This window comes from Hydrogenophaga sp. (genome assembly GCF_018780385.1).
GTDB lineage: Bacteria > Pseudomonadota > Gammaproteobacteria > Burkholderiales > Burkholderiaceae_C > Hydrogenophaga.
The window spans coordinates 62,401-88,633 of sequence record NZ_JADMJO010000001.1 but is presented as its reverse complement, the minus strand read 5'-3'; the positions used below and the strand labels follow the sequence as shown (position 1 = coordinate 88,633).

The 26,233-nt window shown below is 66.3% G+C and carries 25 protein-coding genes and 1 pseudogene; 10 read left to right on the top strand and 16 right to left on the bottom strand.

Annotated features, from left to right (window positions below):
- Positions 1 to 13: 13 nt before the first annotated feature.
- A complete protein-coding gene (locus IV113_RS00415; protein ID WP_291079738.1) occupies positions 14 to 916 on the bottom strand; it encodes a LysR family transcriptional regulator in 903 nt (300 codons plus the stop codon).
- 117 nt (positions 917 to 1,033) lie between these two features.
- Here IV113_RS00415 and IV113_RS00410 point away from each other — a divergent pair, with 117 nt between their 5' ends.
- The gene (locus tag IV113_RS00410; RefSeq protein ID WP_291079702.1) at positions 1,034 to 1,792 is read left to right on the top strand and encodes an SDR family oxidoreductase; all 759 of its coding nucleotides are present in this window, start codon (positions 1,034 to 1,036) and stop codon (positions 1,790 to 1,792) included.
- Between the two features lie 25 nt (positions 1,793 to 1,817).
- On the opposite strand, the gene IV113_RS00405 is transcribed toward IV113_RS00410, so the two are convergent.
- From IV113_RS00405 to IV113_RS00375, 7 genes are all read right to left on the bottom strand, one after another.
- Positions 1,818 to 2,966 (bottom strand): Gfo/Idh/MocA family oxidoreductase, encoded by a 1,149-nt coding sequence (locus IV113_RS00405; protein WP_291079700.1) that lies wholly within the window; start codon positions 2,964 to 2,966, stop codon positions 1,818 to 1,820.
- Entirely contained in the window at positions 2,963 to 4,030 is a 1,068-nt protein-coding gene (locus IV113_RS00400; RefSeq protein ID WP_291079698.1) for a sugar phosphate isomerase/epimerase family protein, read from the bottom strand. Before IV113_RS00400 ends, IV113_RS00405 begins: the two co-directional genes overlap by 4 nt.
- Positions 4,031 to 4,052: 22 nt before the next feature.
- On the bottom strand, positions 4,053 to 5,015 hold the full coding sequence (locus IV113_RS00395; RefSeq protein WP_291079696.1) for a substrate-binding domain-containing protein: 963 nt from the start codon (positions 5,013 to 5,015) through the stop codon (positions 4,053 to 4,055).
- Between the two features lie 56 nt (positions 5,016 to 5,071).
- The gene (locus IV113_RS00390) at positions 5,072 to 6,079 is read right to left on the bottom strand and encodes an ABC transporter permease (protein WP_291079694.1); all 1,008 of its coding nucleotides are present in this window, start codon (positions 6,077 to 6,079) and stop codon (positions 5,072 to 5,074) included.
- Positions 6,060 to 7,559 carry a sugar ABC transporter ATP-binding protein gene (locus tag IV113_RS00385; protein WP_291079736.1) on the bottom strand — a complete coding sequence of 500 codons (1,500 nt, stop codon included), beginning with the start codon at positions 7,557 to 7,559 and terminating at the stop codon, positions 6,060 to 6,062. The genes IV113_RS00390 and IV113_RS00385 overlap by 20 nt, the downstream gene beginning before the upstream one ends.
- Positions 7,559 to 8,689: an ROK family protein gene (locus IV113_RS00380; RefSeq protein ID WP_291079734.1), complete on the bottom strand. Its 1,131-nt coding sequence runs from the start codon at positions 8,687 to 8,689 to the stop codon at positions 7,559 to 7,561. The genes IV113_RS00385 and IV113_RS00380 overlap by 1 nt, the downstream gene beginning before the upstream one ends.
- A 169-nt stretch (positions 8,690 to 8,858) precedes the next feature.
- Positions 8,859 to 9,545, bottom strand: a complete 687-nt coding sequence (locus IV113_RS00375) for an alternative oxidase (RefSeq protein WP_291079693.1) — start codon at positions 9,543 to 9,545, stop codon at positions 8,859 to 8,861.
- A 207-nt stretch (positions 9,546 to 9,752) separates the two neighbouring features.
- Between IV113_RS00375 and IV113_RS00370 the strand changes: the two genes are divergently transcribed.
- The 4 genes from IV113_RS00370 (at position 9,753) to IV113_RS00355 (ending at position 13,055) form a co-directional block, all read left to right on the top strand.
- Complete coding sequence (locus IV113_RS00370; RefSeq protein ID WP_291079692.1) at positions 9,753 to 9,971, top strand: YdcH family protein; 219 nt, start codon at positions 9,753 to 9,755, stop codon at positions 9,969 to 9,971.
- 34 nt (positions 9,972 to 10,005) lie between these two features.
- On the top strand, positions 10,006 to 11,103 hold the full coding sequence (locus IV113_RS00365; RefSeq protein ID WP_291079691.1) for an NAD(P)-dependent alcohol dehydrogenase: 1,098 nt from the start codon (positions 10,006 to 10,008) through the stop codon (positions 11,101 to 11,103).
- A gap of 131 nt (positions 11,104 to 11,234) precedes the next feature.
- A complete protein-coding gene (locus IV113_RS00360) occupies positions 11,235 to 11,936 on the top strand; it encodes a Crp/Fnr family transcriptional regulator (RefSeq protein WP_291079690.1) in 702 nt (233 codons plus the stop codon).
- Positions 11,937 to 12,056: 120 nt separating this feature from the next.
- Positions 12,057 to 13,055: an aldo/keto reductase gene (locus IV113_RS00355; RefSeq protein WP_291079733.1), complete on the top strand. Its 999-nt coding sequence runs from the start codon at positions 12,057 to 12,059 to the stop codon at positions 13,053 to 13,055.
- Between the two features lie 30 nt (positions 13,056 to 13,085).
- On the opposite strand, the pseudogene IV113_RS00350 reads toward IV113_RS00355, so the two are convergent.
- A pseudogene (locus IV113_RS00350) lies at positions 13,086 to 13,439 on the bottom strand (YciI family protein); the annotation flags it as partial.
- A gap of 180 nt (positions 13,440 to 13,619) precedes the next feature.
- On the opposite strand from IV113_RS00350, the gene IV113_RS00345 reads away from it, so the two are divergent.
- Entirely contained in the window at positions 13,620 to 14,447 is an 828-nt protein-coding gene (locus IV113_RS00345) for a DUF72 domain-containing protein (RefSeq protein WP_291079689.1), read from the top strand.
- 37 nt (positions 14,448 to 14,484) lie between these two features.
- Here IV113_RS00345 and IV113_RS00340 read toward each other — a convergent pair whose 3' ends face one another.
- The 7 genes from IV113_RS00340 to IV113_RS00310 form a co-directional block, all read right to left on the bottom strand.
- On the bottom strand, positions 14,485 to 14,613 hold the full coding sequence (locus IV113_RS00340; protein ID WP_291079687.1) for a hypothetical protein: 129 nt from the start codon (positions 14,611 to 14,613) through the stop codon (positions 14,485 to 14,487).
- 110 nt (positions 14,614 to 14,723) lie between these two features.
- A complete protein-coding gene (locus tag IV113_RS00335) occupies positions 14,724 to 15,446 on the bottom strand; it encodes an anti-sigma factor (protein ID WP_291079686.1) in 723 nt (240 codons plus the stop codon).
- Entirely contained in the window at positions 15,443 to 16,012 is a 570-nt protein-coding gene (locus tag IV113_RS00330; RefSeq protein ID WP_291079684.1) for a sigma-70 family RNA polymerase sigma factor, read from the bottom strand. Before IV113_RS00330 ends, IV113_RS00335 begins: the two co-directional genes overlap by 4 nt.
- Positions 16,013 to 16,086: 74 nt before the next feature.
- Positions 16,087 to 16,476 (bottom strand): hypothetical protein, encoded by a 390-nt coding sequence (locus tag IV113_RS00325; RefSeq protein WP_291079683.1) that lies wholly within the window; start codon positions 16,474 to 16,476, stop codon positions 16,087 to 16,089.
- Positions 16,477 to 16,650: 174 nt separating this feature from the next.
- Positions 16,651 to 17,328 (bottom strand): PEP-CTERM sorting domain-containing protein, encoded by a 678-nt coding sequence (locus tag IV113_RS00320; RefSeq protein ID WP_291079682.1) that lies wholly within the window; start codon positions 17,326 to 17,328, stop codon positions 16,651 to 16,653.
- A gap of 131 nt (positions 17,329 to 17,459) precedes the next feature.
- A complete protein-coding gene (xdhB, locus tag IV113_RS00315) occupies positions 17,460 to 20,045 on the bottom strand; it encodes a xanthine dehydrogenase molybdopterin binding subunit (RefSeq protein WP_291079681.1) in 2,586 nt (861 codons plus the stop codon).
- The gene (locus tag IV113_RS00310; protein WP_291079680.1) at positions 20,042 to 21,640 is read right to left on the bottom strand and encodes an FAD binding domain-containing protein; all 1,599 of its coding nucleotides are present in this window, start codon (positions 21,638 to 21,640) and stop codon (positions 20,042 to 20,044) included. The genes xdhB and IV113_RS00310 overlap by 4 nt, the downstream gene beginning before the upstream one ends.
- Before the next feature lie 94 nt (positions 21,641 to 21,734).
- On the opposite strand from IV113_RS00310, the gene IV113_RS00305 reads away from it, so the two are divergent.
- Genes IV113_RS00305 through IV113_RS00290 form a run of 4 tightly spaced genes read left to right on the top strand, consistent with a single transcriptional unit; the run spans position 21,735 to position 26,206 of the window.
- Complete coding sequence (locus IV113_RS00305; RefSeq protein WP_291079678.1) at positions 21,735 to 22,706, top strand: LysR family transcriptional regulator; 972 nt, start codon at positions 21,735 to 21,737, stop codon at positions 22,704 to 22,706.
- The gene (locus tag IV113_RS00300; RefSeq protein WP_291079677.1) at positions 22,703 to 24,241 is read left to right on the top strand and encodes an ABC transporter ATP-binding protein; all 1,539 of its coding nucleotides are present in this window, start codon (positions 22,703 to 22,705) and stop codon (positions 24,239 to 24,241) included. Before IV113_RS00305 ends, IV113_RS00300 begins: the two co-directional genes overlap by 4 nt.
- The gene (locus IV113_RS00295; RefSeq protein ID WP_291079676.1) at positions 24,228 to 25,283 is read left to right on the top strand and encodes an ABC transporter permease; all 1,056 of its coding nucleotides are present in this window, start codon (positions 24,228 to 24,230) and stop codon (positions 25,281 to 25,283) included. Before IV113_RS00300 ends, IV113_RS00295 begins: the two co-directional genes overlap by 14 nt.
- 2 nt (positions 25,284 to 25,285) lie before the next feature.
- The gene (locus tag IV113_RS00290; protein ID WP_291079674.1) at positions 25,286 to 26,206 is read left to right on the top strand and encodes an ABC transporter permease; all 921 of its coding nucleotides are present in this window, start codon (positions 25,286 to 25,288) and stop codon (positions 26,204 to 26,206) included.
- Positions 26,207 to 26,233: the final 27 nt, after the last annotated feature.

Here is a 26,233-nt window from a genome sequence, read left to right as displayed (position 1 = left end):
TTGTCCATCCATGTCAGTTCAGCCGCTGAGCCATCAAGGCCGCGAGCCAGTTCATGAACACCTGCGCTCGCAGGGGCAGGTGGCGGCGGTGGGCATACACCAGCGACACCGGCATGGCCGGCGTGCACCAGGCGGCGAGCACTTCGACGAGGCGGCCCGCCGCGAGGTGCTCGCGCACACCCACCTCGGGCACCTGGATGATGCCCAGCCCCGCCAGGGCCGCGCCTTCGTAAGCGATGGTGCTGTTGACCGTGAGGGCGCCCGGCATGGCCACTGTGTGCAGCGTGCCCTGGACATCACCGTGCTCGAACCCGGTGGAGCGCGCGCCCAGACTCGGCACGTAGTGCACCAGCCGGTGGTGGGCCAGGTCGTCCAGTGAGCGGGGCGTGCCGTGTGCCGCCAGATACCCCGGGCTGGCGCAATTGGCCATGCGGTATTCGCCGAGTGGACGCGCGATCAGGCTGGAATCGGTGAGCTTGCCGACGCGCAGCACGCAATCGAAACCCTCGGCCACCAGATCGACCCGGCGGTCGACGCAGGACAGCTCGATGTCCAGCGCCGGGTGTTCGGCCAGAAAGGCGGGCAAGGCGGGCAGCACCACGTCGCGCGCGATGGCCTGGGGCATGTCCACGCGAAGGCGTCCGCGCAGCTGCGCCGGGTTGGCGCGGAACAGCCCGCGCAGGTCGTCCAGGTCGGCCAGCAGGTCCTGCGCGCGTTCAAACACAACCTGTCCGTCCTGCGTCATCTGAACCCGGCGTGTGGTCCGGTGCAGCAGGCGCACGCCCAGTTCTGCCTCCAGCTGCCGCACCGCTGCCGACACGCTGGCGCGTGGCCAGCCCAGCTGTTCGGCGGCCAGGGTGAAGCTGCTCAGCTCGGCCACACGCACAAACACCTTCATCGCGTCGGGCAGGTTCATGCTCATGAGATTGTTCTATTTTCTTGGATAGTTTGATCAGATTTTGGATGTTTATTGATCCTGTGTCGATCAATAGACTGCGTTCTGTCCTTCAAACCCACCCATCAGGAGCTCCTCATGAACCGAAAGATCGCCCTCATCACCGGCGCCAGCCGTGGCCTGGGCCGCAACGCTGCCCTGAAACTCGCCGCCCAGGGCACCGACCTCATCGTCACCTGGCACAGCCAGTCCACCGAAGCCGACGCCGTGGTGCAAGCAGCGCAGGCGCTCGGTGCGCGCGCCGTCGCCTTGCGGCTCGACGTGGGCGACAGCGCCGGCTTTGCGGCCTTTGCCACGGCGGTGCGCGAGGCCCTGCACACACACTGGCAGCGCGAACGCTTCGACTACTTGCTGAACAACGCGGGCGTGGGCGTGCACGCGAGCTTTGTCGACACCACCGAGGCGCAGTTCGACCAGATGGTGCGTGTGCACCTCAAAGGGCCGTTTCTGCTGACGCAGGCGCTGCTGCCGCTGATGCAGGACGGCGGCCGCATTCTCAACGTGTCGTCGGGCCTGGCCCGCTTCTCGATGCCGGGCTATGCGGCCTACGCGGCCATGAAGGGCGGTATTGAAGTGCTCACGCGCTATCTGGCGCTGGAGCTGGGGCCGCGCCGCATCGCGGTGAACACCATCGCACCGGGCGCCATCGCCACCGACTTCGGCGGCGGCACCGTGCGCGACAACGCCCAGGTCAACGGTTTCATCGCCTCACAGACCGCCCTGGGCCGGGTGGGCGAGGCCGACGACATCGGCAACGTGATGCGCGCGCTGCTCTCCGAGGACATGGGCTGGGTCAACGGCCAGCGACTGGAAGTCTCGGGTGGCATCCACCTGTGAACTTCACAAGGCCTTCGCCGACTCGCTACAGCCGCACCCAGCGCGCGTTTTGCTGGTGGCTGCTGAGCACCGCCTCGATGAAAGCCATGCCGTCCAAGCCGTCCTGCAGACCCGGCATGGCGGGGCTCTCGCCACCGCGCCAGGCCCGCGCGAAATCGCGGTAGAGCTCGGCGAAGGCCTCGAAGTAGCCCTCGGGGTGGCCAGCGGGAATGCGGCTGGCCGCAGCCTGAGCGGTTGACTGTGGCGCCATGCCCCTGCGCAGCAGGCGAGCAGGCTCGCCCAGCGGGGCGAACCAGAGTTGTTCGGGTTGTTCCTGGTCGAAATGCAGCGAAGCGCGTGTGCCGTACACCCGCAGGCGCAGCGCGTTGCAGGCGCCGCTGGCGACCTGGCTGGCCCAGAGCATGCCGCGCGCGCCTCCATGAAAACGCAGCATGGCCTGCACGTGGTCGTCGAGCACACGGCCAGGCACAAAGGTGCTGAGCTCGGCCGAGAGTTCCTGCACGCTCAGACCGCTCACGTAGCGCGCCAGTTGGTAGGCGTGCGTGCCGATGTCGCCCAGCGCACCGGCCGGGCCGGCGCGTTTCGGGTCGGCGCGCCACTCGGCCTGCTTGTTGCCCTGCAGTTCCACCGGCTCGCCCAGCCAGTCCTGCGCGTATTCCACCTGCACGATGCGCAGCTCACCCAGCTCGCCCGCGGCCACCAGGTCGCGCGCCTGGCGCACCATGGGGTAGCCGGCGTAGGTGTGCGTCAGCAGAAACAGCAGGCCGCGCTCGCGCACCGCCTGCGCGAGCGCCTGCGCCTCGGCCAGCGAGGTGGCCAGGGGCTTGTCGCAGATCACGTGGATGCCGTGTTCCACAAAGGTGCGCGCCACCGGCACATGCAGGTGGTTGGGCGTGGCGATCACCACGGCGTCGATGCCGTCCTCGCGCTGCGCTTCGGCTGTTGCCATCGCTGCAAAGTCAGCGTAGCTGCGATCGGGCGCGATGTGCAGTTTGGCCGCGCTGGCGCGGGCTCGCTCGGGGGTGGACGACAGCGCACCGGCCACGAGTTCGAACTGATCGTCCAGGCGCGCGGCAATGCGGTGCGCCGCGCCGATGAAGCTGCCGTCGCCACCGCCCACCATGCCCAGGCGGATGCGGCGCGTGGCGCGGTGGCTGTCTTTGCGTTTGCTCATGCATCGCCCCGGTTCAGGCCCAGCAGCGCGGCCAGGGTGGCGGGGTCGCTGTCGCTGGCGGCGAAGTCGTCAAAGGCGCGGTCGGCCACGCGGATGATGTGGTCGCGGATGAAGGCCGCGCCTTCGCGCGCGCCGTCTTCCGGGTGTTTGATGCAGCACTCCCATTCGAGCACGGCCCAGCCCGGGTAGCCGTGCTGCGCCATCTTCGAGAAGATGGCCTTGAAGTCCACCTGCCCGTCGCCCAGCGAACGGAAGCGGCCCGCGCGGTCGATCCAGTTGGAGAAGCCGCCGTACACACCCTGCTTGCCGTTGGGGCGGAACTCGGCGTCTTTGACATGGAAGGCGCGGATGCGCTCGTGGTAGTGATCGATGAAGGCGAGGTAGTCCAGCTGCTGCAGCACGAAGTGGCTCGGGTCGTAAAGGATGTTGGCGCGCGGGTGCTGGTCCACCGCGTCCAGAAAGCGCTCGAAGCTCACGCCGTCGTGCAGGTCTTCACCGGGGTGCAGCTCGTAGCAGACGTCCACACCCGCGTCGTCAAAGGCATCGAGCACCGGGCGCCAGCGCCTGGCGAGTTCTTCGAACGCGGCTTCCACGAGACCGGGTGGGCGTTGCGGCCAGGGGTAGAGGTAAGGCCAGGCCAACGCGCCCGAGAACGAAGCGTGTGCGTTCAAGCCCAAGCGCTTCGAAGCTTTCGCTGCCATCAGCAACTGGTCGTGTGCCCACGCGGTGCGCGCGGCGGGGTCGCCGCGCACATGGGGCGCCGCGAAGGCGTCGAACTGCAGGTCGTAGGCCGGATGCACACAGAGCAACTGGCCTTGCAGGTGGGTCGACAACTCGGTGATCTGCAGCCCGTGCGCGGCGAGTTTGCCTTTCACTTCGTCGCAATAGGCGTCGCTGGTCGCGGCGCGCTCGAGGTCGAAGATGGCTGCGTCACTGGTGGGAATCTGCACTCCCTTGTAGCCCAGCGAGGCGGCCCAGCCCGCCAGACCTTCAAGCGTGTTGAAAGGCGCGGCCGGCCCAATGAACTGGGCCAGGAAGATCCCGGGGCCTTGAATGGTTTTCATGCGGGGTCCTCCAGGCGCGCGTTCAGAACGGCGAGTTGGGAAAGTAGAAGTCTTTCGCGTTTTGTTTGGTAATCAGCACCGAGGGCACGATGGTCGAGGCGGGCAGCTTCTCGCCTTTCTGGCGCGCCAGCGCGGTCATCTTGATGGCCTCGTAGATGAACTTGGGCGAATACGACACATTGGCCTGGATCAGCGGGTTGCTGCCGTCCATGAGCGTCTTCACCATGGTCTTGGCACCGGCGCCACCAAACACGATTTTGATGTCCTTGCGCTTGGCCTGCTCGATGGCCTTGAGCACACCGAAGGCCATGTCGTCGTCGGCCGCCCACACGGCGTCGATTTCCTTGAAGCGCGTGAGGAAGTCCTGCATCACCTTGAAGGCGTCGTCTCGGTTCCAGTTGCCGTGTTTGGCGTCCAGCACCTTGATGCCGGGGTGGTTCTTCATCACCGCGTTGAAGGCGTCCATGCGTTCGTTGTCGATGGTGGTGGGAATGCCGCGCAGCGCCACGACGTTGCCCTTGCCGTTCAGAAACTTGGCCAGGTACTCGGCCGGCACCTTGCCAAAGGCCGTGTTGTCGCCCGACACATACGCGTCCTGCGCGCTGGTGTCGGTGAGGCCGCGGTCGACCACGGTCACGTACACGCCTTTGGCCTTGACCTGTTGCACCGGGCGCGTGAGTGCGGCGGATTCGAAGGGCAGGATCACCAGCGAGTCGATCTTGGTGGCGGTGACCAGGTCTTGCAGCTGGTTGGCCTGCTCAGGTGCACCACCGGCGGTCTTGATCGTCACCTTGATGTTGGGGTCCTTCTCCAGCTCTTTTTTGGCCTCGCCGGCCCAGTACACCAGACCGGCGGCAAAGCTGTGGGTGGCGGCCGGGATGGCCACGCCCAGGTTCACCTTGTTCTGGGCCTGCGCCAGCAGGGGGCTGGCGAAACCGAGGGCCGCGACGGCGACCAGCGCGAGCAGACGGTAACGGTTCTTCATGGTGCTTGTCTCCTAGAGGTTTGTGCTGACAGAAAACAGAAGGCCTGGGTACGCCTTCAGGGACGCCGCCGCTGCATGAATGCGACGGCGATGATCACGAAACCCTGCACCGCCGCGTTGAGGTAGACGCTGATGATGCTGGTGAGGTTGAGGATGTTGCTGATGACCGAGAGCAGGATGGCGCCGATCACGGTGCCGCCGATGCTGCCGGCGCCGCCGCGCAGCGCGGTGCCGCCCACGATCACCGCGGCGATGGCTTCGAGCTCCCACAGCAGGCCGGTGGTGGGCGATGCCGAGCCCAGGCGCGGTACATAGAGCAGCGTGGCCACGCCCACGCACACGCCGAGCAAGGTGTAGGTGAGCACCTTGATGCGGTCCACGTCCACCGCGGCGTAGCGCGCCACCTGTTCGTTGGAGCCGATGGCCTGCACATAGCGGCCAAAGGCGGTGCGGTTGAGCAGCACCGCGCCGGCAATGGCCACCAGCACAAACACCCACACCGGAATGGGAATGCCCAGCAGGCTGCCGTAGTAGACCGGGCCGTAGGTGTCGGCGAGGTTGTTGTCGAGCGCGAGCGCGCCACCATCGGCGAAGTAGGTCAGGTAGGCGCGGAAGATGCCCAAGGTGCCGAGGGTGACGATGAAGGGCTCGATGCGCCCGCGCGTGATGAGCAGGCCGTGCGCCAGGCCAAACAGCGCGCCCAGCAGCACGGCTGCGCTCATGCCCACCATCACCACCGCCACCGGCGGCCAGCCCAGTGGAGCCAGTTTGTTCATGAGCAGGATGGTCACACCCGCGATCAGCGCGGCCATGGAGCCGACCGAGAGGTCGATGCCGCCCGAGATGATCACGAAGCACATGCCCACGGCAATGATGCCGATGAAGGCCGTGCGCGTCAGCACGTTCATGGCGTTGTCGGGCGTGGCGAATTCGCTGTTGAGCAGCGTGCCCACGACGCACAGCAGCACCAGGCCCAGCATGGGTCCGGCGATGGGCAGGCGCAGGCCGCGGCGCGTGGTGGGCGCGGCCGGCGCGGCAGGGGGGTCAGTGCGTTCCGGTTGCATGGGCGATGAGTTCCTGTTCGTTGAGGTGCGCGGCGTCGAGCGTGGCCTGCAGGCGCCCCGCGCGCATCACCGCGACGCGGTGGCACAGGCCGATGAGTTCCATGAGTTCGGACGAGATCACCACCACCGCGCGCCCCTCGTCGGCCAGGCGGTGGATGAGGGCGTAGATTTCGCGCTTGGCGCCGATGTCCACACCACGCGTGGGCTCGTCGAGCACCACCACGCGCGGCGCTGGGTGCAGCACCTTGGCCAGCGCGAGCTTCTGCTGGTTGCCTCCCGAGAGCGAGCCGGCCAGCACCTCGAGCGAGCCGCATCGGATGCCGAACTCGCGCACAGCCTCCTCCAGCGCGGCGGTTTCGCTCGCGGGCTTGAGCCAGGGTTGGGCGTGGCGCTCCAGGGCCATCAACGTGAGGTTTTCGCGCAGACCAAAGCGCACGTGCAGACCGCGTCCCTTGCGGTCTTCGCTGAGATAGGTCAGGCCCACGTTCGCCGCTTCGCGCGGCGAGCGCGGCAGCACTTGAGAGCCGGCCACGTCCACCCGCGTTGCGCTGCGCTCGCGCAGGCCGAGCAGGCCTTCAAACAGCTCGGTGCGGCCCGCGCCCACCAGACCCGCGAAGCCGAACACCTCGCCCGCGCGCACCTCGAAGCTCACGTCGTGCGCCCAGCCGGGCACGGTCATGCCCTGCACCGAGAGCAGCACCGGCGCATCGGCCAGCACCTCGCCGCGCGGCGGGTAAAGGTCGGCGAGTTCGCGGCCCACCATCAGGTGCGCCATCTGCGCGCGTGTGAGCGAAGCGGTGGGCTGCTGCGCGATCAGGCGGCCGTCACGCATCACCACCACCTCGTCGGTGATCTGCTCCACTTCGTCGAGCTTGTGCGAGATGAAGACGATGGTCACGCCTTCGGCCTTCATGCGCGCCACCAGCTCGAACAGGCGCCCGGTCTCGCCGGGTGTGAGCGTGGCGGTGGGCTCGTCCATGATGAGCACGCGCGCGTGGCGCGACAGCGCTTTGGCAATCTCCACCAGCTGGCGCTCGGCCACGATGAGTTCACGCACGCGCGTGTCCGGGTCCACCTTCTGCAGGCCCACTGCGTCAAGCACGCCGCGGGCAATTTTGCGCATGCCGGTGTCGTCGAGCCACCAGCCGCGCCGCTGCTCGTGGCCCAGAAAGATGTTCTGCGCCACCGTGAGGTCTTCGGCCAGGTTGAACTCCTGGTGGATCAGCACGATCCCCTCGGCCTCGGCGGCGCGGGGTCCGTCAAACTGCACGCTACGGCCATTCACCGACAGCGAACCCTCGCTGGCTTGTTCGTAGCCCGCGAGGATCTTCATGAGTGTGGATTTGCCCGCGCCGTTTTCGCCCAGCAGGCCCACCACGCGCCCGGGCTCGAACGCCAGGTCAACCCCGTGCAGCACCTGCACCGGCCCGAAGCGCTTGACGATGCCGCGCAGTTCGACGCGCACACCGGTGGGGGCCATCACGCGGTCTCCATCTGGCGCAGGCTTTCCTGCATGGCGAGCACGCCCGCGCCGATGAGCCCGGCGCGTTCGCCCAGCGGCGTGTACTGAATCTCGAGGTGGCGCGTGGAGAGTGCGAGCGAGCGGTGGTAAACGCTCTGGCGCACGGCGGCCAGAAACAGCGGCCCCACGCGCGTGATGCCGCCGCCGATGAACACGTGCGACGGGTTGAAGAAGTTCACCACCGAGGCCACCATCTGGCCCACCAATGCGCCCGAGCGCTGCACCACCTGGTTGGCCGCCATGTCGCCGGCGCGGCAGGCCTCGGCCACGTCCTGCAGGCGCAGCGGGCCGCGCTCGGCGAGCATGCGCGCGAGCAGCGGGCTCTGGCCCGCTTCAGCAGCCTCGGTGGCCATGCGGGCAATGGCCGGGCCCGCCGCCATGGTCTCCACGCAGCCCAGGTTGCCGCAGTGGCATCGCGGTCCGTCGGGCACCACGCTGATGTGGCCCACGTCGCCCGCCGAGCCGTTGGCGCCCCGGTACACCTGGCCCTGGCAGACGATGCCGCAGCCCACGCCGGTGCCCACCTTCACCACCAGAAAGTTCTGCAGGCTGCGCTGCATGCGCCAGAGCTCGCCCAGCGCCATCACGTTCACGTCGTTGTCCACGAACACCGGCGCGGAGAACTCGGCGGCAAGGTCGTCGCGGATGGAATAGCCGTCCCACAACGGCATAAGAGGTGGGCTCACGAGCTGTCCGCTGTCGAAGTCCACCGGGCCGGGCAGGCCGATGCCGATGCCGATGACCTGGCGCGGCGCCACGGCACAGCGCGCCAGCAGCTCATGCATGAGGATGCGGATGCGCGAGAGCACCGGGCCAGGCCCGTCGCGCACATCGGCCGGTTCGCTGTGGTGCGCCATCACGGCGAGGTCGGGACTCAGGATGCCGACCTCCAGCCCGGTCGCGCCCACGGCCACACCGATGAGCACACCCAGGCTGCGGCTCAGGCGCAATGTTTCCGCGCGGCGCCCGCCGGTGGGCACCTGGTCGCCCGTCTGTTCCAGGAGACCCTGTTCCAGCAGGTCGGCCACCGCCGCGTTGGCGCGGGTCTTGGAGAAGGACGATGCGGCGGCCAGCGCGTCGCGCGACATGCCGCTGGACCAGAACACGTGGTCCAGCACCGTGCGCTCACCGCTTTTGAGGTCTCTCCAGTCCAAGGGCTTGTCTCCGTCTGTGGTGTGCCGTCGTGGTGCGGCACTGGAGACGGATGCTATGCGGTCGAATTCGACCCGGCAAGATCGAATATCGACCCAAAACGGGTCAAAGTTGCCCGGGAAGCTGTTCTCGCAGGTCGGCGTGGTCCGGGTAGGGGGCTGGTGGCTCGGTGCGGACCGGCTCGCCGGCCAGGTGGCTGGCCAGGCCGTGGTTGACGTCCCGGTGGTGGGCTTCGTCGGCGCGCACCACCAGCACCACGTCGCGCAAGGTGGCGTCGTCCTTGAGTTTCCAGTAGCGCTTGGCGATCTCGGGTGCAGGCCCGTTGGGCGAGCGACCCGCGTCGATCTCGGCCAGGTACTGCGTGTAGCTGATCACCGCTTCTTCTTCAAAGTAGCCCACCAGGCGGTGGGCCGTGCGGCGCGAGACGAGGTACAGAAAAAAGAACCCGAGGTAGAAGACCCACTGCGCAAAGAGGATGAGCCAGCGTTCCAGCGCGGTGGGCTTGGCCACCTCGATGAAGGTCATCAGGTGCATGCGCTCGTTTTCTGCCTCTTCCATCAGCGTGCGGATCCAGCCTTCGTCGTTGACCATGCGGCGCAGGGAATGCAGATGGGTGAGTGTGGCGCCCACCATGCCGGGCACGGCCGCCACCGTCTCCAGCACGATGGCGCGGTGGCCGTAACGTTTGGCAAAGAACGCATCCGCAAGAAATCGCAGCAGCTTCGTCACGCCGCGCGCGAAGTGGTCGCTGGCGGTGCGGGGTGGGTGCTGCAACTGGGCGTCGTCAATCATGGAACTCCGTCGGGTGGGGCCAAAAAACATCCTGACGGATGCGTCCGCGGTGGTCTGGGCGCTGGCGCACAGATGCGATGGCGCATCACGTCCAAGCTGGTTGATCGCGCACGGATTGACCTGAGTCAACAGGCCAGGCCAGATCGTGCACCACACTGAAATCCCCTGCGGCAGGCCTCCTGCCCGCATTCAACGAAAGGCAGTCCGATGTTTCCAGAGTACCGAGACCTCATCACCAGCCTCAAGACCAACGACCACCACTTCACCCGCTTGTTCGACAAACACAACGAGCTCGATCAGAAGATCAAGAACATGGAGGAAGGCATCGAGATGGCGACCCATGTCGAGATTGAGACGCTCAAACGCGAAAAGCTGCAACTCAAGGACGAGGTGTACGCCGTCCTCAAAAAGGCAAGCGCTGCCTGACACCCCCACCGGTTTCCAGACCTCCAGGAACGACATGGCCACCATGATGAAAGCCGCTGTCTTCGTCGAGAAGAACCGCATTGAAGTGGTGGACAAGCCCATTCCCGACGTGGGCCCCAACGACGCGCTGATCCGCATCACGACCACCACCATCTGCGGCACCGACGTGCACATCCTCAAAGGCGAGTACCCGGTGGCCAAGGGCCTGACCATTGGCCACGAACCGGTGGGCGTGATCGAAAAACTGGGCAACGCCGTGCAGGGCTACACCGAAGGTCAGCGCGTGATCGCCGGTGCCATCTGCCCCAACTTCAACTCGTACGCCGCGCAGGACGGCGCGCCTTCGCAGGACGGCAGCTACCTGATTCCCCAGGGCCTGTGCGGTTGCCACGGCTTCAAGGCCACCGCGGGATGGCGATTCGGCAACCTGATCGACGGTACCCAGGCCGAGTACGTGCTGGTGCCTGATGCACAGGCCAACCTGGCGCCCATTCCCGACGGCTTGAGCGACGAGCAGGTGCTGATGTGCCCCGACATCATGTCCACCGGCTTCAAGGGCGCGGAGAACGCCAACATCCGCATTGGCGACACCGTGGTGGTGTTTGCGCAGGGCCCCATCGGCCTGTGTGCCACGGCAGGCGCGCGCTTGCTGGGGGCGTCCACCATCATCGCGGTGGACGGCAACGACCACCGCCTGGACATCGCAAAGAAGATGGGCGCCGACCTCACGCTCAACTTCAAGAACTGCGACGTGGTCGACGAGATCATGAAGATCACCGGCGGGCGCGGCGTGGACTCGTCCATCGAAGCGCTGGGTACGCAGTCCACCTTTGAAGCGGCCCTGCGCGTGCTCAAACCCGGCGGCACCTTGTCCAGCCTGGGCGTGTATTCGAGCGACCTCACCATTCCCCTGTCGGCCTTCGCCGCCGGCCTGGGCGATCACCGCATCAATACCGCGCTGTGCCCCGGCGGCAAGGAGCGCATGCGCCGGCTCATGAACGTGGTGGCCTCGGGCCGTATCGATCTGGGCTTGATGGTCACGCACCAGTTCAAGCTCGACGACATCGTGGCGGCCTACGAGCTGTTTGCGAACCAGCGCGACGGGGTGTTGAAGGTGGCGATCAAGCCTTGAGGCCGTGGCGCGGTGCCGCGCAGGAACAGATGGAAGGTGGTTTTCGTCCAAGCACTGGGCCGGTAGAGTGAGTTGCGAGTTTCACGACAGATGCTGCGTGGGAAGACTTGTTGGCGAGCATGAATGTCCCCATGAAAACCCCCGAAAACGACCTCATTGAACGCCTGCCCAAGGCGGTGCGCAAACGCTTTCTCGCCTTGTGCGAGCCGTTTGAACTCGTGCTCTCGGCCGAACTCGGCGTGCGCGGCAAGGAACTCACCCACGCCTACTTTCCCCGCACTGGATTCATCTCGCTGGTGATCGACATCGACAGCCACCCACCGCTGGAGGTGGGCATGGTCGGGCAGGAGGCCATGCTGGGCTCAGAGCTGGTGCTGGGGCTGGCCAAGACACCCTGGCGCGCGTTGGTGCAGGGGGCCGGCAGTTGCTGGCGCATTGAAGCTCGGGCGCTTCAGAAGGCCATGGAGGACATGCCCGTGTTGCAGGACGTGATGAAGCGCACCTTGATGGTCCGCTTGCACCAACAAACCTTGTCCTCTGCCTGCGAGCGTTTCCACCCGATTGAACAGCGGCTGGCGCGCTGGCTGCTCATGAGCCAGGACCGCGCCGATGCCAACCACTTCTATGTCACGCAGGAGTTCATCTCGCTGGTGCTGGGCGTGCGGCGTGTGAGCGTGAGCAAGGCTGCGGGTGACCTCAAGAAAGACGGGCTCATTGAGTACACCCGCGGCCAGGTCAAGGTACTGGACCGGGCCGGGCTCATGCGCAAGGCCTGCACCTGCTATGAGGCAGACAAGCTGCTGACCACCATCCTCATGAACGAGAAGAACTAGAGTCGAACCAGCGGGATGGGATGTCACATGCCTGCCTCATGATGTGTGGGCGGCAACCGCTGCAACGTGCTGTCCAGGCCTGCTCGACACGCCATCTTTCCACTGACTCCCATGACATCCATGAAACACCGCAAACTGGGCACCTCCGGCCTCACGACATCCGCCCTGGGTCTGGGCTGCATGGGCATGAGCGAGTTCTATGGCCACACCGACGATGCAGATGCGCTGCGCACGCTGGAGAGGGCGCTGGAACTGGGTGTCACGCATGTCGACTCGGCCGACACCTACGGGCACGGTCACAACGAAACGCTGCTGGGCCGCTTCGTCGCGCAGGGCGGTGCCGCGCGCCGCGAGCAAGTGATTCTGGCCACCAAGTTCGGCATCGTGCGTGTGGCCGGTCGGTACGAGCGGCACATCGACAATTCCCCCGCCTACATACGAGAAGCTTGCGAAGCCTCGCTGCGGCGTCTGGGGGTGGACCACATCGATCTGTACTACTGCCATCGCCGCAACCCTGCGGTTCCCATTGAAGAGGTGGTGGGCGCGATGGGTGAGCTGGTGCAGGTGGGCAAGGTCAAGGCCATCGGCCTGTCGGAAGTTTCAGTCGACACCCTGCGCCGTGCCCAGGCGGTGTTTCCCATCGCCGCCGTGCAAAGCGAGTATTCCTTGTGGAGCCGAGAGCCCGAGACGGGCATGCTGGCGGCCTGCGCCGAGCTGGGCGTGGCCTTCGTGGCCTACAGTCCGCTGGGCCGTGCCTTCCTCACCGGCACGGTGGACGTGGGCCAACTGGCCGACAACGATTTCCGCAAGAACAACCCGCGCTTCGTCGGCGAGGCGCAGGCTGCGAACCAGCGCCTGGTGGCATCGCTGACGGCATTCGCGGCCGAGCGGGGGCTGAGCAATTCGCAGGTCGCACTCGCCTGGATGCTCAACAAACATCCCCACGTCGTGCCGATTCCAGGCACACGCCGCATCACCTACCTGGAGAGCAACGTGAGCGCGGTCGACATCGTGCTCACGCCCAGCGAGATCGAGCAACTGGATCGGCTGTTCGATCCGCTGGCGGTTGCCGGCGCCCGTTATCCCGACGCTGGTTTGCTGGGCATCGAAGCCCGGTAAACACGACGGCGGGTATCAAGCCAGATCAGCGGCCTCGTACAGCGGCCGGATCTCGATCTCGCTCGGTCCCGGCATGGGATTGGGACAGCGCCGCACCCAGGCGACCGCTTCCTCCATGTCCTTCACTTCCCACAGCCAGAAGCCGGCGACCAGTTCCTTGGTTTCGGCAAAAGGCCCGTCAATCACCCTGCGGCCGGCACCGTCAAACGCGACGCGCTTGCCGTGCACCGAAGGCTTGAGGCCATCAGCGGTCAGCAAGACGCCGGCATCGCGCAGATCGTCATTGAACCTGTCCATCGCGGCGAACATCTCGGTCGCCCAGGGGGTGGACAGCAAACCCTTTTCGCTGTCTTCAGTCGCCTTCACGAGCACCATCACGCGCATGGCCATCTCCTTGGTGGGTCCGGCCGAAGCGGCCAGGTATTGGAACGACGAAGAGGGCCGCAGGAAATCGACACGGAGCGGCCCGTCGCCGGTTCATCGAGGCGGCCATCTTCTCTGACCACCTCGCGTGAGAGCAATCCCGTTAGAGTGGTGGCGAATCACTTTTCCGGGGAGACGAACATGGCCACAAGACAAGCAGCGTCGGGCACCGTCAGAGCGGGCATTGGCGGCTGGACGTACGAACCCTGGCGCGACAATTTCTACCCCAAGGGCCTCGCGCACAGCAAAGAACTCGCTTTCGCCAGTGCTCAGCTCACGGCGATCGAGGTCAATGGCACCTACTACAGCACCTTCAAACCACCGACCTTCGCCAAGTGGCGTGACGAGACACCCGTCGGTTTCATGTTCTCCCTGAAGGCCAACCGCTTCGCGACCAACCGCAAGGTGCTGGCGGACGCGGGCGAGTCCATCGAACGGTTCATCGGCAGCGGCCTGAGCGAGCTGGGCCCCAAGCTCGGTCCACTCGTGTGGCAGTTCGCGCCAACCAAGCTGTTCGATCCGGTGGACTTCGAGGCCTTCCTGAAGCTGCTGCCGGGCACGGTGGACGGCTTGCCCCTGCGCCACGCGCTGGATGTGCGGCACAACAGTTTCATGGACCCTGCTTACCTGGCACTGGCGCGCAAGTACCGGTGCGCGACGGTGTTCACCGATTCGGACGACTACCCGTCGTTTGCCGACCTGACCGCGGACGTTGTCTACGCGCGTTTGATGCGCACCGATCCGAAGGTGAAGACGGGTTATGCGCCCAAGGCGCTGGACCGGTGGGCCGAGGCAGCGAAGACCTGGGCGGCGGGCGGTGAGCCCGCCGATGTGCCACGGCTGGAAGGCCCCGGAAAGAAGGTCGGGCCGCGTGACGTATTCATGTACTTCATCAGCGGCGCCAAGGAACGGGCGCCCGCCGCGGCGATGGCCTTGATCGAACGCCTGAACAAGGCTGTCCCTGCCTGAACCTGCGGGCCCTCGGCCGCTGCGCCGAGCAAACCGCTCAGCGTTGGGGGGCCATGGTGTTGCGCTCGGGATGGTGGTGGCGCACGATGGCCTGGATGAAAGCAGTGATGTCGTGGCCGACGGCCGTTCCCGGGTCCGGCTGGCCCGACGGCAGAAGCGCCGTCACACCCGCTGCCTCCAACAACGCGTGGGACGCGGCACCCGCCGACCGCCCTTCGGGCCAGACCCGGCTGATTGGCTGCGTGATCAGTTGGTGTCTGCGCCCTGCAGTCCCGCTCAACGCCAGAGCTTGCCGCACAGCCCCCGGTAGACATAGGGCAATGTGGGCGCGTCGGGGCGGGTGCCTGAAGGCTCCAGGGAAACCGCCAGTTCCACCGCCGGGAAGAACACCTGCTCGGCGGGCTCGTTCAGATCGATGTGGGTGAACTTGCCATTGGGCAGCGACCCCACGGCGGCGACCACCCCCGCCTTGTCGATGCGCCAGAGGTAGAGGGTCTGTCCTGCGGGCACCTCGACGGGCGTCACCTGCTTGATGTCGACCCGCTTGCCATTGCGCAGGCTGGAGACGATCAGGCCCGGCTTCCCCTGGGCCGTGGCCAGCACACCCACATAGCTGTCGGGCAATTCCATGCCGCGTTGCTGCTCGGTCTGGGCTTGCCACACGACCGGCACCAGGGCGCCCATGAACAAGCCCACGGCCAGGGCCCCCGCAGGTGCCGGAGCCAGCAGGCGTCGCCACCAGGAGGGCGCGGCCTCTGCCGCGGCGGTATGGGTGGTCGCCTTCGCGATCCGGGTCCACAACGCGGCGCTGGGCGCCCGCTCGGGCAAGGCCTGATGCAAGGGCGCCAGGCGTTGTGTCCAGTCGTTCACGGCGGCCACCAGTTCGGGTCGGCTTTGCATGGTCGATTCAAACCGGCGCCGCGCTCCGCCGCGCAAGGTGCCAGCCACATAGGCCGCGGCCAGCTGGTCGATGGCCGAAGGATGGTGGTGCCAGTTCATGCCAGGGCCTCCATGCAGCCTTTGAGCCGCATCAAGCTGCGCCGCGTCCAGGCCTTGACGGTGCCGAGAGGGCGCGCCATGCGCTGGGCGATTTCGGCGTGGGTCAGTCCGTCGTGAAAGGCCAGCATCAGGGCCTGCCGGGGTTCGGACTCCAGCGTGCCCATGCAATGCGCCAGTTGTGCATCGCCTTCATGGGCCAGCAACTGGTTCATGGGAGAAGCATCTTCGGCCTGCGCATCGTGCATGCGCTCTTCGCCGTGCTCGCCGCGCCAGTGCAGCGGCTCTTCGGGTCTGCGTTTGCGCAGCAGATCGATGGCTCGGTGCCGGGTGACCACGCAGAGCCAGGCCAGTGTGCGGTGCTGCCCCGGTGCAGCGTTGGCAGCGCGGTTCCAGATCGAAGTGAAGACCTCCTGCAGCACATCCTCGGCCATCGCGTGGTTTTGCGTCACACGCATGGCCACCGCCATCAGACGGTTGGCGCCCAGGCGGTAGAGGGACTCAAACGCCTGGGCATCGCGCAACGCAACACGAGCCAGTAGCCCGGCAACTTCATCACGGTCATCCATCAAGAGGAACCCCCGAATGCAACGAGGCCGAGCATACCGCTGAGGCATGCCCGGCCTTGGAAAATTCCGGCGGCTCAGTACGCCGAGACGGTGGCGGCCTTGGCAACCGGCTTGGAAGAGATCACATGCCACACGCCGCCCTGGCCGTCACCGTTGCGATCACCAGGCTTGGCGTCGCCGGCAAAGTAGTAGAGCGGCTTGCCGTTCATCGTCCATTGGCGCGTGCCGCTGATGAGACCGAATTCGCCCTTGGCCGCCGCCTCGAGCTTGGCGGTGAAGGCTGGCCACGCCACCAGGCAACCGCCGCTGCAGTTGCTCTTGCCCGACTCGTCCTTGTCAAAGGTGTAGACCGTGCGACCGGCTGCGTCTGCCAGCACGCCGTCACGCATGACCGGCTGTGCCTGGACGGCAGCGGCGGCGAACAGGGACAGGGCGCAGGCGGTCAGGAGTGTGCTTTTTTTCATGATGTATTCGTCCTCAAAAAGGTTGGGTTTCGGGCCCGCACCATTGCGTGCCTGCCTTTAGAACGGAGGAGATGGGCGCCTGGATGCAGCGGGCTGAAAAAAAGAAACCAGCTCCCGGTGCAGTGCACCGCCCAAGCGAGCCTGACCAACGCACCCAAATTCGATCCGGCTCACTTATCTCGGTGAGGACAGCGGGACAGGCCGCCGCTTGCGGCTCCACATCAGTGCCCAGAGCGCGAGGCCTGCCAACGCGAGGGAAGAGGGCTCAGGCACTTCCGAGCCGCGTTCACTTCCATCGATGCGGAATGCCATGTTCGATGGGGTGTCGAGGCGCGCGCCGGTGCCATCGTTCTGCCACTGGGTCGCCAAGGAACCGAAGCCCGTTGCCGAGCTGGCCATGATGGCGTAGTTGATGTGCGTATCGTGCTGAAAGCCGATCCAGTAGGTACCTACCGTCAGATCGATGCTGGTGTTCAGCGTCAGATCGAAGACTTCGTCGCCCAGGCCGTTGGGCGTGGGGCTGGCGTCTTGCGTGGCCACCGTTTCCAACAGCGCGCCGCCCCCGAATACCGGGTCGGCGCTGTAAATCCAGGCACGAGCGCCATTGAAGTCGGCAAGGCCACCATAGAGGTAAGCCGTCCAACCGATCGACGTGATTGTCGAGTTGGCGCTGAGCGTGAAATCTTCAAAGATGGTCCAGGTGCCGATGCATATGCCGCTGTCTTCGGCGCAGCGGTTTGAGTTGGCAGTGGCGGGACCGTTCGAGAACAGCAGCGCGGCCGAGGCCGGCGATGCCATCGACAGCGCGATGACGGAGAGCGCCACTGCGTTGGCCAAGCGTTGAGTGAACATCGATTCTCCTTAAGGTTCGTTTGTCCGGTCGCTGCCACCGATGGCCGGAGACGCGGCCTGCCGTCTATCGGACCGACCATGCAAATTTCCGCTGTGGGACGAGATCAGCCTTTTGCAGTCTGTTCCATCCTCTACCCCGTCACCGCCCTCAAAACCTCTTCCGCCGTCCCCGGCGCATTCATCCCCTCCGGCTTCCCCCCCGCCTGTGCCACCGCATCCCGCAGCGCTTCAAACACGCTGATCGCCAGCATGAACGGGGGCTCGCCCACGGCCTTGCTGCCGTGCACGTTGTCTTCCCGGTTGGGCTCGGGCCAGAGGTCGATCTTGAAGTGTTCGGGCACATCGCCGGTGGCGGGGATCTTGTAGGTGCTGGGGGCGTGGGTTTGCAGGTAGCCCTTGTCGTTCCAGACGAGTTGCTCCGTCGTCAACCAGCCCATGCCTTGCACAAAGCCGCCTTCGATCTGGCCGATGTCGATGGCGGGGTTGATGCTGCGGCCCACGTCGTGAAGGATGTCGACCTTGAGCACGCGGCTCTCGCCGGTGAGGATGTCGATGGCGACTTCGGTCACTGCTGCGCCGTAGGCGAAGTAGTAAAACGGCCGGCCCTGCATGGTGGTCTTGTCGTAGTGGATCTTGGGCGTGCGGTAGAAGCCGTCGCTCCAGAGCTGGATGCGGTTGGCGTAGGCGGCATGCACCACGTCGTTGAACGCTCGCGTGGTCTGGGGTGTGATCACCTGGCCGGCTTCGAACCGCACCGCGCCGGCGCCGCAGCCGTCCAGGCCCGCCACGAAGGCGGCGAGGTTGTCGCGCACGTGGCGCGCGGCGAACTGCGCGGCGCGGCCGTTGAGGTCGGTGCCGCTGCTGGCGGCGGTGGCGCTGGCGTTGGGCACCTTGCTGGTGTCGCTGGCCGTGACCAGCACGCGGTGCAGCGGCACACCCAGCTCGTCGGCCACGATCTGCGCCACCTTGGTGTGCAGGCCCTGGCCCATTTCGGTGCCGCCGTGGTTCACCTGCACGCTGCCGTCGGTGTACACGTGCACCAGCGCGCCGGCCTGGTTGAACAGCGTGGCGGTGAAGCTGATGCCGAACTTCACGGGGGTGAGCGCCATGCCTTTTTTGATGACGGAGCTCTTCGCATTCCACGCTGCTATCTGATCGCGGCGTTGACGGTAGTTGCTGGTTTTCGCCAGCGTGGTCATGAGCGGTTCAAGGATGTTGTCTTCCACCGGCATCTGGTAGTGGGTGACGTTGCGTCGCGCGAGGGCTTCGACAGGCTCAGCCCGAACGGAGGTGAGCTCAGCCCGAACGGAGGTGAGCTCGGTCCGAACGGACTTTTCCCGTTCGCCCTGAGCTTGTCGAAGGGCCCCCGAGGTGGGTTCATCGCTGTACAGATTGCGCAGTCGCACATCGAACGGATCAAGGACGAGCGTGCGCGCAATGTCGCTCAAGATCCGCTCGATCACGATCACACCCTGCGGGCCGCCGAAGCCGCGAAACGCGGTGTGGCTTTGGGTGTTGGTCTTGCAGCGGTAGCTGGCAATGGCCACGTCTTCCAGAAAGTAGGCGTTGTCAGCGTGGAAGATGGCGCGGTCGGCCACGGGGCCGGAGAGGTCGGCGCTGAAACCGCAGTTGGCCAGCATCTCCAGTTCCAGTCCGCAGAGCAGGCCGCTGTCGTCGAACCCGGCGCGGTAGTGGTAGGCGAAGGGGTGGCGTTTGCCGGTGATCATGAAGTCGTCGTCGCGGTCCAACCGCAGCTTCACGGGGCACTTGAGCTGGTTGGCGGCGATGGCGGCCCACACGGCCAGGTGCCCGGCCTGCGTTTCCTTGCCGCCGAAACCGCCGCCCATGCGCCGGCATTCCACCGTCACGGCGTGGTTGGCAATGCCCAGCGCGTGCGACACCCAGTGCTGCACCTCGCCGGGGTGCTGCGTGCTGGTGTAGACCCACCACTGGTTTTGCTCCAGCGGCAACACGTAGGCGACCTGACCTTCCAGATAAAAGTGTTCCTGGCCGCCGACTTCGAACTGGCCTTGCAGCGTGTGTGGCGCGCGCTTCAGGGCTGCGGCGGCGTCGCCGCGTTTCACATGCACCGGCGGCAACACGTAGCTTTGCTGCGCGTGCGCCTCGTGCACGTTGATGACGGCGGGCAGGGGTTCGATGTCGAGCAACACCAGCCGAGCGGCGCGGCGCGCGGTCATCACGTCGTCGGCCACCACGAGTGCCACCACCTGGCCGAGGAACTGCACGGTGTCGGTGGCGAACACGGGTTCGTCGTGCGCGAAGGCGGCCAGCATCGGGTCACCGGGGATGTGCACAGCACTGAAGACGCCGCGCACACCCGGCATGGCGAGCGCGGCCGTGGCGTCCATGCCGCGCAGCTTGCCGTGTGCCACGGGCGAGCACACCGGGGCGGCGTGCAGCGTGCCGCGCACTTCGGGGATGTCGTCGATGTAGGTGGCGCCGCCGGCCACCTGGGCGCGCGCGCTTTCGTGGTGGCGTGAGACGCCAGCGGCGCGCACTTCCGTTCGGGCTGAGCTTGTGGAAGCCTCCGCCAAGGTGTTGGTGAGCCCTTCGACAGGCTCAGGGCGAACGGAGTTGGGCTCAGCGCGGGCGGGGTTGGGCTCAGCGCGAGCGGAGGTGGGCTCGGGTTCCGCCACTGCGTCTGCCCGGGACGAGATCACCACCGGGGTGGCGGGGGCTTGGTCGCGTGCGTTCATGTCAGGGCCTCCATCGAAAACGATTCGAGGTTGATCGCCTGCAGGCCCTGGCTCTCCAGCCAGAAGCGTTGCAGCAGGTTGCCCAGCACCGTGTGGCGGTAGGCGGCGCTGGCGCGCATGTCCGTGATCGGTTTGAACTCGCCGCGCAGTGCGGCGATGGCGGTCACCACGGTGTCGGCGTTCCAGGCGTGGCCGAGCAGGGCGGCTTCGGTCTGGCGGGCGCGCACGGGTGTGGCGGCCACGCCGCCAGCGCCGATGGAGATGGTTTTGACTTTGCCGCGTTCCAGCGTCATGCGCATGGCCAGGCAGACGGCGGAGATGTCGTCGTCGAAGCGTTTGCTGATTTTGTAGACGCGGAGGAATTCGGGGGAGCCCTCACCCCAACCCTCTCCCGCAAGCGGGAGAGGGAGTGAAGGCACCTCGTTGGCGAAGTCGCGTGTCTTGCCCCCTCTCCCGCTTGCGGGAGAGGGCTGGGGTGAGGGCGCCCCCGGCCTCGGCACCTTGACCCAACAAAGCAACTCGTCCGCCTTTATCACATTCGCGCGGTAGCCCGTGTACAGATCCTCCAGCAGCAGCTCCCGATGAGCCACAGCCTGGTGCTTCGCATCCCAACGCATCAGCACCACGCTGGCGCCCAGCGCAATGAGCAGCGGCATGCTGTCGCCGATGGGCGAACCGTTGGCCACGTTGCCGCCCAGCGTGCCCGAGTTGCGCACTGGCAGGCCGGCAAAGCGCTGGGCAAAGGTCTTGAGCTGTGGGCGCTCGCTCACCAGCGCGGCGTAGGCCTCGTGCAGCGACACCGCCGCGCCGATGGCGATGTGGTGCGGGTAAGTCTCCACGCGGCGCAGTTCCTCGGCGGCGGTCACATCAAGCACCTGGGTGAAGCGCTTGTGCATCTTCGTCACCCACAGGCCGACGTCGGTGGTGCCGGCCACCACTTGGGCTTTGGGGTGTGCGGCGCGCGCCTGCAGCAAGCTGGCCAGGGTGGTGGGTCGCAGGTAATTCTCAGTGTGTGGCGGTGCAAGTTTCTTGAGCGCTGCCACGGTGGCGGCTTCGTTCACGCCACAGCCGGGGGGCAAGGGCAGGCTGCCCATCTGCTGCGCCGCATCAAGAATGGGACGGTAGCCGGTGCAACGGCACAGGTTGCCCGAGAGGTCTGCCGACGCCTGGGCGCGGTCGATGCCTTGGCCCCCACCACTGTTCTGGTACATCCCGAAGAGGCTCATGACAAAACCGGGGGTGCAAAACCCGCACTGGCTGCCATGGCACTGCACCATGGCCTCTTGTGCGGGATGCAGTTCGCCTTGGGGCGATACCAGGTCTTCCGTGGTCCACACCGCCATGCCCTGCACCGAATGCGCCAACCGGATGCAACTGTTGATGGCTTTGTATTGCAGCTGGCCGCCGATCGCTTCGCCCAGCACCACGGTGCAGGCGCCGCAGTCGCCTTCGCCGCAGCCCTCCTTGGTGCCGGTGCAGCCCAGGTCTTCGCGCAGCACCTCCAGCAGGGTGCGGTCGGGTGCCACGTTGTGCAGCGTGACCGGCTGGCCGCGCCGCAGGAAGCTCAGGGTTTGTGCGGATATTTCGGTGCTCATGCGCCCCAGCATAGCGCTGCCCCCATGGCACAACATATGCTCGACCATATGTCCAGCATGCCCAAACCACCATCCAGCTGCATACACCCAGGGTATGAAATACATGTCGATGTTCGACAAGATTGACCTGCACCTGATCCGCGTGCTCCACACCGTGCTCACCGAGCGCAGCGTCTCGCGCGCGGCCATTCGCATGGGCATGTACCAGCCGGCGGTGAGTGCCGCACTCAAGCGCCTGCGCGAACTGGCCGGGGACCCCTTGTTGGTGCGTTCAGGCTCGGGCATGGTGCCCACCGTGGCTGGTTTGCGCATGATCGAGCCGGCGGCCGACATCCTGCGCAGCGCCGAGGTGCTGTTTTCCGACGCGCGCAGTTTTGACCCGGCCACCGCCCGCCACACCTTCAGCCTGGCCGCCAGCGACTACATGGACCCGCTGTTTCTGCCGCAGCTGGTCACCCTGATCAAGGCCCAGGCGCCCAACTGCCCGATCGACATCCACCCGCTCTCGCGCGACTCCGACTACCGCAACCACCTGGCCCAGGGCGATGTGGACGTGGTGATCGGCAACTGGGCCAAACCGCCCGACGACCTGCATCTGGGCCGCCTGTTTGGCGACGAGGTGGTGTGCCTCGTCTCGAACCAGCACCCGGCGGTGCGCCGCGGCTGGGACGTGGAGGCATGGCTGGGCGCCGAACACATCGCGCCCACGCCCACGCATCCGGGCGCGCGCGGTTTCATCGACGACCACCTGGCCACGCTGGGCCTGGTGCGCAACATCACCGCGCGCTGCCCGCACTTCAGTCTGATCCCGGCCATGGTGGCCGGCAGCCTGTTGGTGCTCACCACCGGGCGCCAGTACTGCGACCGCTTCACCGGCGTGCTGCCGGTGAAGGTGCTGCCCAGCCCGGTGGAGTTCCCGCGAATGATGTACTACCAGCTCTGGCACGAGCGCACCCACGCCTCCAAGGCAGGGCGCTGGCTGCGCGAGCAGATCAAGAGCGTGGCCGCCTCGCTCAAGCGGCCCGACGCCGAGAACAGCCTCACAAAACAAGAAGGAGACGCATGACAACCCCCCGATTGCAACTCAGCGGCATCACCAAACGTTATCCCGGCGTGGTGGCCAACAGCGGCGTTTCGCTCACCGTGCAGCCCGGCTCGGTGCACGCGGTGCTGGGCGAGAACGGCGCCGGCAAGTCCACGCTGATGAAGATCATCTACGGCTCGGTCAAGCCAGACGAGGGCACCGTCACCTTCAACGGCCAGCCGGTGCACATCCGCAACCCGCAGGAGGCGCGCGCGCTGGGCATCAGCATGGTGTTCCAGCACTTCAGCCTGTTCGACACGCTGACCGTGGCCGAGAACGTGTGGCTGGGGCTGGACAAGAGCCTCAGCCTGCCCGAGGTGAGCGCGAGCATCACCGCCAAGGCGGCCGAATACGGGCTGGACATCGACCCATCGCGCCCGGTGCACACGCTCAGCGTGGGCGAGATGCAGCGGGTGGAGATCATCCGCGCGCTGCTCACGCGCCCGCAGTTGCTGATCCTTGACGAACCGACCTCGGTGCTCACGCCGCAGGCGGTTGAAAAGCTGTTTGTGGTGCTGCGGCTGCTGGCGGCGCAGGGCTGCAGCATCCTCTACATCAGCCACAAGCTGCACGAAATCCGCGAGCTGTGCGACGCCTGCACTGTCTTGCGCGGCGGCAAGGTCACGGGCGTGTGCGACCCGCGCCAGGAGAGCAACGCCTCGCTCTCGCGCCTGATGATCGGCGCCGAGCCGCCGGCGCTCAAGGTGCGTGAACTGCACGCCGGTGCGTCGGCGCTGGACGTGAGCGGCCTCACGCTGGCCAGCGACGACCCCTTCGGCACCCACCTGAACGACATCGCGCTCACGGTGCGCGCGGGCGAGGTGGTGGGCATCGCGGGGGTGTCGGGCAACGGCCAGAGCGAGCTGTTGTATTGCCTCTCGGGCGAAGACACCCGCGCGCCGGCGCAGTGCATCCGCATGGGCAGCCACGATGTGTCGCGCCTGAGCCCGGGCAGGCGCCGTGCGCTCGGCCTGCATTTCGTGCCCGAAGAACGCCTGGGCCGCGGCGCCGTGCCCACGCTGTCGCTCGCGCACAACCTGCTGCTCTCGCGCGACGATGCGCTGGGCGCGGGCGGCTGGATCAAGGTGGGCGCGTTGCGAAAGCAGGCGGCGGAGGTGATCGCGCGCTACAACGTCAAGGCCAACGGGCCGGACGCGGCGGCCAAGTCGCTCTCGGGCGGCAACCTGCAGAAGTTCATCGTCGGGCGTGAGATCGAAGCCAAGCCGACATTGCTCATCGTGAGCCAGCCGACCTGGGGTGTGGACGTGGGCGCTGCGGCGCAGATCCGGGGCGAGATCCTGGCGCTGCGCGACGCGGGTTGTGCGGTGCTGGTGGTGAGCGAAGAGCTCGACGAACTCTTTGAGATCAGCGACCGGCTGCACGTGATTGCCAAGGGGCGGCTCTCGCCCAGCCTGAACCGGGCGGACGCGACGATCGAGCGCATCGGCGAGTGGATGTCGGGCCTGTGGGACCCGCAGAGTTACGACAAGAAGGAGACCGCCCATGCTGCGGCTTGAAGTCCGTCCACAGCCGTCCAAAGGGTGGGGCTATGCGTCGCCGCTGCTGGCGCTGGCCATCACGGTGGTCATCGGCGTGATCCTGTTCGCGGTGCTGGGCAAAGACCCGGTGCGCGGCCTGCAGGTGTTTTTCTGGGAACCGATCAAGAGCACCTACGCGCTCTCGGAGCTGATGGTCAAGGCCACGCCGCTGCTGATCATCGCGCTCGGTCTGGCCGTGTGTTTCCGCTCCAACGTGTGGAACATCGGCGCCGAAGGGCAGTACATCCTGGGCGCGATCTTCGCGGCGGGGGTGGCCCTCACCGCCGACAAGTCGACCGGGCCGTGGATCGTGCCGGCGGTGCTGGCTGCCGGCGTGATCGGCGGCATGGTGTGGGCCGGCATCGTGGCGCTGCTGCGTGACCGCTTCAACGCCAACGAGATCCTGGTGAGCCTGATGCTGGTCTACGTGGCCGTGCAGGTGCTCAATTTCCTGGTCTACGGACCGTGGAAAGACCCGCAGGGCTACAACTTTCCGCAAACCAAGACCTTCGAGGCGGTGACGCAGATCCCGCGCCTGATGGACGGATCGCGCGTGAACATCGGTCTGCTGCTCGCGCTCGCCGGTGTGGCCGCGGTGTGGGTGTTTCTGTTCCGCACCTACGCGGGCTACGCACAGCTGGTCGGTGGTCTTGCGCCAGCGGCGGCGCGCTACGCGGGCTTCTCGTCGCGCAAGGCGCTGTGGACGGCCTTGCTGGTCTCGGGCGGCGCGGCCGGTCTGGCCGGCGGGCTGGAGGTGGCGGGGCCGATCGGGCAGCTCACACCGTACGTGCCGGCAGGCTACGGGTTCGCGGCCATCATCGTGGCCTTCGTGGGCCGCCTGCACCCGGTGGGCATCGTGTTCTCGGCCATCCTCATGAGCATGTTCTACATCGGCGGTGAGCTCGCGCAGTCGCGCCTGGGGCTGCCGAAATCGATCACCGGGGTGTTCCAGGGGCTGCTGCTGTTTGCGCTGCTGGCGTGCGACACGTTGATTGCCTACAGACTCGTTTGGAAGAAATGACCATGGAACCCCTTGCTCTACTCTTCGCCGCCTCGCTCAATGCCGGCACCGTGCTGGCCATCGCGTCGCTGGGCCTCTTGATCAACGAGAAGGCCGGCATCGTCAACCTGGGCGCCGAAGGCATGATGCTGTGCGCCGCCCTGGCCGGCTTTGCCACCGTGGTGCACACCGGCAGCACGGCGCTGGGCTTTGCCGCCGGCATGGCCGCGGGTGCGCTGCTGGCAGCGATCTTCGGCGGCCTCGTGATCTGGCTCAACACCAACCAGTACGCCACGGGTCTGGCGCTCAGCCTGTTCGGTGCCGGCTTCTCGGCCTTTGCCGGCTCGCGCTACGTGCAGGAAAAGCTGCCCGAACAAAGCCAGTTCGCCATTCCTTATCTGTCCGACATCCCGCTGCTGGGCTCGGCGCTGTTTCGCCACCACCCCATGGTCTATGCCTGCGTGGCGCTGGTGTTCGGCCTTGTCTGGTTCCTCTATCGCACACGCTCTGGCTTGGTGCTCCGCAGCGTGGGCGAGAGTCCCGAGTCAGCCCATGCGCTGGGCTACCCGGTGCGCCGCATCCGCCTGATGGCGGTGATGGCGGGTGGCGCGCTGTGTGGTCTGGCGGGTGCGTATGTGTCCACCGTGTACACGCCGCTGTGGGTGGAGGGCATGATCGCCGGCAAAGGCTGGATCGCGCTGGCGCTCACCACGTTTGCCACCTGGCGCCCGGCGCGTGTGTTGCTCGGGGCTTACTTGTTTGGCGGCGTGACCATGCTGCAGTTTCACCTGCAGGGCATCGGTGTGAACGTGCCGAGCCAGTTCCTGACCATGATGCCGTACCTGGCCACCATCGTGGTGCTCGTGCTGATCTCCCGCAACCCGACCTGGATCCGCATCAACATGCCGACTTCCATCGGGAAACCGTTTTACCCGGGCGCATAATTTGCTACGAACTTTCTTGAAAAATCC